8 protein-coding genes and 2 pseudogenes are annotated in these 5,430 nt (G+C 33.7%); 9 read left to right on the forward strand and 1 reads right to left on the reverse strand.

Going from position 1 to position 5,430, the window contains the following annotated elements; translation table 11 throughout:
* The 6 genes and pseudogenes from Wcon_RS10270 to Wcon_RS10295 form a co-directional block, all read left to right on the forward strand.
* Positions 1-858 (forward strand): annotated as a pseudogene (locus Wcon_RS10270) (phage tail tape measure protein); the annotation flags it as partial.
* Positions 858-1,196 (forward strand): phage tail protein, encoded by a 339-nt coding sequence (locus Wcon_RS10275; RefSeq protein ID WP_237350123.1) that lies wholly within the window; start codon positions 858-860, stop codon positions 1,194-1,196. The pseudogene Wcon_RS10270 and the gene Wcon_RS10275, both read left to right, overlap by 1 nt.
* Complete coding sequence (locus Wcon_RS10280) at positions 1,193-1,402, forward strand: tail protein X (protein WP_114517867.1); 210 nt, start codon at positions 1,193-1,195, stop codon at positions 1,400-1,402. Before Wcon_RS10275 ends, Wcon_RS10280 begins: the two co-directional genes overlap by 4 nt.
* Positions 1,399-2,364, forward strand: a complete 966-nt coding sequence (locus Wcon_RS10285) for a phage late control D family protein (protein WP_114517866.1) — start codon at positions 1,399-1,401, stop codon at positions 2,362-2,364. The genes Wcon_RS10280 and Wcon_RS10285 overlap by 4 nt, the downstream gene beginning before the upstream one ends.
* A gap of 151 nt (positions 2,365-2,515) precedes the next feature.
* Positions 2,516-2,944, forward strand: coding sequence for an ankyrin repeat domain-containing protein (locus Wcon_RS10290; RefSeq protein ID WP_338062153.1), 429 nt, complete (start codon positions 2,516-2,518; stop codon positions 2,942-2,944).
* A 141-nt stretch (positions 2,945-3,085) separates the two neighbouring features.
* A complete protein-coding gene (locus Wcon_RS10295; RefSeq protein ID WP_114517864.1) occupies positions 3,086-3,292 on the forward strand; it encodes a hypothetical protein in 207 nt (68 codons plus the stop codon).
* Here the strand turns inward: Wcon_RS10295 and Wcon_RS10300 are convergent, their stop codons facing one another.
* Complete coding sequence (locus Wcon_RS10300; protein ID WP_179947522.1) at positions 3,293-3,814, reverse strand: phospholipase D family nuclease; 522 nt, start codon at positions 3,812-3,814, stop codon at positions 3,293-3,295.
* On the opposite strand from Wcon_RS10300, the pseudogene Wcon_RS10305 reads away from it, so the two are divergent.
* The 3 genes and pseudogenes from Wcon_RS10305 (at position 3,813) to Wcon_RS10315 (ending at position 5,304) form a co-directional block, all read left to right on the forward strand.
* Positions 3,813-4,727: pseudogene (locus tag Wcon_RS10305) on the forward strand (patatin-like phospholipase family protein). The gene Wcon_RS10300 and the pseudogene Wcon_RS10305 overlap by 2 nt on opposite strands.
* Positions 4,712-5,014, forward strand: coding sequence for a hypothetical protein (locus Wcon_RS10310; RefSeq protein WP_114517187.1), 303 nt, complete (start codon positions 4,712-4,714; stop codon positions 5,012-5,014). Before Wcon_RS10305 ends, Wcon_RS10310 begins: the two are co-directional and overlap by 16 nt.
* Before the next feature lie 74 nt (positions 5,015-5,088).
* A complete protein-coding gene (locus Wcon_RS10315; RefSeq protein ID WP_147269139.1) occupies positions 5,089-5,304 on the forward strand; it encodes a hypothetical protein in 216 nt (71 codons plus the stop codon).
* Positions 5,305-5,430: the final 126 nt, after the last annotated feature.

The following is a 5,430-nucleotide window of genomic DNA, read 5'->3' on the forward strand; positions in this document are numbered from 1 at the left end:
ATGAATCTAGGGTCAGTAATGTTGCCTACTTTAAATTATGTAGCTGGAAGTTTGAAAGCAATAACAGAGCGTATAGCTTCTTTTGCAGAAAAATATCCAACTTTAACTACGGCAATCATGAGTACTTTAGCAGCTTTGATAAGTTTGAAAGTCTTAGTAGTGGGATTAGGCTATGGAATTACTTTATTAGGAAGTACAATTTTTGGTCTTAAAGCAACAATACTGACAACATTTTCATCTTTATCAAGTATAGTTTTTCCTGCAGTAATAACAGGGCTAAGAGCAATAACACTCGCTGTAATGACTAACCCAATTGGACTTTTAATAGCGAGTCTTGTTGCTGGTGCAGTTTATGTTCTAACTAACTGGCAAAAAGTGAAAGACTTTTTCTCTAGCTTTTGGAAATCACTCATTGAACCTATAGGAAAAGCTTTTTCATGGATGGGAAATACAGTTAGTAGCATATTTGCTGAGAATAGCCCGATTAGAAAATTTGAAAATAATGGAAATTTTGTTAATAAGCTTTCTAAAAATAGCATTTTCAGTAACGGAAACCCATTGACAAGTAATAGTGCTATTAAACAATTTTCAGAAAATAGTAAAGGCAATTTTGAGAGTTTTAAAGTTAAAGGTGTTATAGAAGAAAAAAGAGCTATAGAACAAGAAGAAGTTAAGAAAGCATTCAAGAAAAGTAGATGTGAAAATAGCGAATCGAAAGTACATAACCAAGCATTCTATCAAACGTTTAATATCAACATTAAATCTGAAGATGTGCGCAGTGTTGCTGATGCAGTAATAGAACGATTTAGAGAACAAGCACGTGGGGCACTTTTTGATATAGTTGAAGAGTTACATTGATGTTGCTTGGAAAATGTAAGCTTGAACCAATAAGCCTAAGATACAGTAAAGAAAAAAGGTGGTATACAATTGAATGTATTGAAAAAACGTTGCTACAAAACATTGGCTCAGGAATTGAATGTATTGATCTGACAGGAGTGATTTATCCACGTTATCAGAGTAATGGCTTAGAACAGCTAAAAAATATACGTGATACTCAAGTTCTAGTTGATAATTCAGGAAATGTGCTTGGAAATTTTGTCATTACTAATGTAGAAGAAAAACAGATATTATTTTTTCCTGATGGAAAACCAAGAAAAATTGAGTTTATTTTGAAGTTAAAAAGTTACAATAAATGATTTATTATTACACCAAAGAAAACGAAATGTTAGATTTGATTTGCTGGAAACATTATGGATACAGTAGTGGAGCAGTGGAGGAAATATTGCTTGAAAATCCAGGCCTTGCAAAATACGGAAGCTTTTTGCCCGCTGGATTAAAAATTAAGCTTCCTAAAATTCAGAGAATATTGAAAGAATCTGTTATAAATATTTTAGATGAATGACACCAGATTTTGATATAGTAGCAAAAAATAACCCAGTAACAGAGGTTTTAAAAAAGAGTTTAATATCACTACGTGTCACTGATGGATCAGGTACTACAAGTGACGAAGCTGAGATATGTATTAATTATAGCTCTAGCGCTTTAGAACTTAAGGGTAAATTACAGGTTTTTCTAGGATATAAAGAAACAGGTTTATTACCTATGGGGGTATATAAGGCAAATCAAATTACAATACAAAGTCCACCACAAACTTTAAGAATAAAATGTGACGCTGCAAGTTTAAGAGGATCATTAAAGGAAAGAAAATCAAAGGAATGGAAAGACATTACCTTGGGAGATTTGATTAAAGAAATAGCACAAGAACATGGGTATGAAGGTAAAGTTGCTGAAAGATTTGAAAATATATTTATACCACATACCATTCAAGCAGATGAAAGCGACATGAGTTTTTTGGAAGGATTAGGCAAAAAATATGATGCACTAGTAAAACCAGCAGGAGGATATATAATTTTTATTCCGAAGGGAGAAGCAAGATCAGCGACTGGAAAGATGTTAGGTACAACAGTATTGACACCTAAAGATATTATAAATTGGGAGGTAAATTTTAATGTGCGTAACAAATATGGATCTGTTATTGCAAAATGGCATAGTTATGAAAAGGGAGAAACTATAGAAGAGAAAGTGGGAAATGAGGGCCCAAGTTATACCCTGCAAACGCTTTACTCTACCGCAGGATCAGCAATTAGTGCAGCAGCAGCCAAGTTAAAACAACTAAAACGTAGTACATCAAGTTTAAATGTAACTGTTCCTGGTAATCCAGAATTATTTGCAGAAGCTAAGATCAGCCTTTCAGGATTTTGTCAGGAAATTGAAGGCGAATGGGTAATCAGCAGGGCAGAACATATTCTGAATAATAGAGGATATCAAACTATAGTAGAGGCAAAAGTGAGCAAAGCTATTTAAATGAAACTTAAGCAAATGATTATTTAATTCTAAAAAAATGTTAGACATGAACAAAATAAGTAAGAACATAAAGAATAAGATAAATTTTCTATGGCTTATGATAACAATTATATGTGTTGTTGTTACATGTTGCTATACAAAGAGTAAAGCTGTGAGTAATTATAAAACAGTACTACAAATTGCTTCTGAAAATTGTAACTTAGAGGTTGTAAAACTTTTGGTAGAAAATCTATTAGATGTTAATGTGCAGGTTCCTAAATTAACAGCATTACATTATGCTTCAGAGGCAGGTTGTTTAGAAGTTGTGGATTTTCTAGTGCAAAAAGGAGCTGATATAGGCGCTTCTGGGGGGTATGAGGGATGGACACCGCTGCATTATGCTGCAGATCAAGGACGTTTGGAAATTGTTAAATTTTTATTAGACAAAGGAGCAGATCCTAGTGCTGTAGCTAAAGATGGAAGAACACCTAGAAGCATGGCTGTAATATCAGAAGAACGTAATAAAGATAAAAACAAGCAATACAGAGAAGTAATAAAACTACTTTCCAATGCAGAAGGCTCGCTCAAAAATAGCAAATAAGATCAAAGATATATTGGAGTCATAAGGATCTGCAGAAGAGCAATACGAATTCAAATAGTGACTACCACAGCAAAATATAGAAACTGAACATATTTCTTCTTTTATCAGTAATTTGCAATTACTTTATAATCAGTAAAAAATATGCTAAAAAAAATCCCAATTACAGTAATTATTACCATATTAATCCAAACCGTAGCATTGATATGGTGGTTATCCAAGCTAGACTCAAGGGTACAATTTCACGATAAACTTATTGAATATGGTTTAATGGAAAAAGTATTAGTACTTGAGGAAAGGGTAAAAAATCTTTCTGAGGAATTGGATGAGCTTAAAGCTGATTTAAAGTAATTATTCTTCTACTTTTGGTGTATAAGGATCAGATTGAGATTGACGATCCTTCCAGTTTTCGATGTATTGCTCAACTAATTGAGGATCCCCTGTTATAATCAGTAGATTCTCAGCATTTCTTGATTCAGCTGCATAGGTGAAATTAAAAGAGCCAGTTATTATTTTGTTATCATCAATAATCATTATTTTACTATGAGCAATCGCTGGTTTAAAGTCTACCCAAATTGGGATTTTTTGCTCAAACAGCTCATTGATAACACTATACTTTGAGCTAACTTGCGATTCGTCGAGAATAACCATGACATCAACTCCACGCTTTTTAGCTTGAACCAAGGATTCAGCAATAGGCTTCGAGGTAAATTGGTATGCTTGAACCAACACAGATTTTTTAGCATAGTCTACAGAATCAATTATTAGGTTGGTGCAATTTTCTCCAGGCGTGAAGCAGACTGTGGCTTTTGGGCAGGAAACACATCCCGATAAAAGCGAACAAGTTAATAAAATCAATAAATACCTAACCATGGCAAAATACATCCTTTCAGTTGACGGAGGAGGCATAAGGGGCATAATACCAGCCATCATTCTAGCAGAAATAGAAAAAAGAACAAGAAAGAGAGTAGCTGAAATCTTTGATCTAATGGCTGGTACTTCAACCGGTGGGATTGTTGTGGCAGGATTATGTAAAAAAGATAAACCTCAATATTCAGCCAATGATTTGGTTGAACTTTACCAAGAGTATGGACCATATATTTTTAAGTCTTCATTCTTTAGACGATCAATACTATCTTGGTTTAATTGTGCATAATACCCACACAAAAACATCGAATCGATATTAGAAAAATATTTTGGTGATGATACTCTACAAAACACTTTGAGTAATGTACTGCTTACCAGTTATGATATTCATAACAACCATCCTTTCTTTTTTAAGAGCTGGAAAGAAGATAGAAATTTTATCAAACTCAAAGATGCATTAAGAGCCACAACTGCAGCTCCAACATATTTTGCACCTAAGTATCTTAAGGTCAACCAAAAAGAAATGGTACTGGTGGATGGCGGAGTATTTGCGAATAATCCAGCTGCTTGTGCATATGCAAACAGTAAAAAACTTTTCCCTAATGAAGAGATTATTCTGGTATCAATCGGCACAGGTCGGCTATCTAATCGAATCAAGTACAGGAAATTAGGGAAAATAGCTTGGATAAAGCCCCTATTAAATGTGATGTTTGCTTCGAGCCTTGATGTAGTGAATTATCAACTAGGTAACGTAATGGACGACAGATATATAAGAATACAATCACACCTGACAATAGCGTCGGCTGAGATGGATAATGTAACACCTAAAAATATTAAATGTCTTCAGCAAGAAGCAAATGCAATGATAGAGGACAACCAGGAAGTAATAGATAAATTTTTGAAATGCCAAGCAAACTAAAGAAATTATACCACAAAGCAAAGAAAGGTTTAAAAAACATAGTTTCGTCCGAAAAATATACTAATGGCCAAGAAGCTAAAACTTCAAACGATAAGCCAAAACCGCTACATGAGCAACCTCTAAAGATGATGGAGAAAACCTCTAAAGCAAAAAAAGATAAAAAAGGAATAAAAGAAAAAATAAAAAGCTTTAAAATAAAGAAAGCAAAACCCGTAAAAAAAGAGCTAAAAAAGGGCAATACGTTCAAAAAAGGCTTCAAAAAGCTAAAAGCAAAAGTAAAAAATTAAACCCAATAAAGGTTAAAAAAAATAAGATCATTGGAAGCAAAAAGTTAGCGCTTTTACTGACTTCTGGCACGATTGTGGCAATTTTGCCGATGTTTAATTTGGCCCCTTTTCCAGCCTTAGCCATAACTTCGGCATGTGTTTTCAGTATTAATTTTATTGCAGTAAAAACGTTAAAGAAAGTTATCAAACAATGCAAATTGGCTGCAAGACCCGAAGCTGAGCCAGAAAAACTAGAAGAGGTATCTGTTGAACAAGCGAAATCTAAGCAAATTTTCAGAGATGGCAAATAGATTTATTAAATAAACAATTACTTTTGCTTATATCTTAATATAATATCTCTGAGTACCCTGTTTTTAATCCAGAATTCAAGTCAATTCATTTTTGGACACTCACCCAACTCATCAGCAGTTAGGCCA

This window comes from Wolbachia endosymbiont of Cylisticus convexus, assembly GCF_003344345.1.

What these genes read in the sequence shown, in the direction of transcription:
- Wcon_RS10275 (WP_237350123.1), top strand. Translation starts at nt 858, where the DNA reads ATGTTGCTTGGAAAATGTAAGCTTGAACCAATAAGCCTAAGATACAGT.
- Wcon_RS10280 (WP_114517867.1), top strand. Translation starts at nt 1,193, where the DNA reads ATGATTTATTATTACACCAAAGAAAACGAAATGTTAGATTTGATTTGC.
- Wcon_RS10285 (WP_114517866.1), top strand. Translation starts at nt 1,399, where the DNA reads ATGACACCAGATTTTGATATAGTAGCAAAAAATAACCCAGTAACAGAG.
- Wcon_RS10295 (WP_114517864.1), top strand. Translation starts at nt 3,086, where the DNA reads ATGCTAAAAAAAATCCCAATTACAGTAATTATTACCATATTAATCCAA.
- Wcon_RS10300 (WP_179947522.1), bottom strand. Translation starts at nt 3,814, where the DNA reads ATGGTTAGGTATTTATTGATTTTATTAACTTGTTCGCTTTTATCGGGA.
- Wcon_RS10310 (WP_114517187.1), top strand. Translation starts at nt 4,712, where the DNA reads ATGCCAAGCAAACTAAAGAAATTATACCACAAAGCAAAGAAAGGTTTA.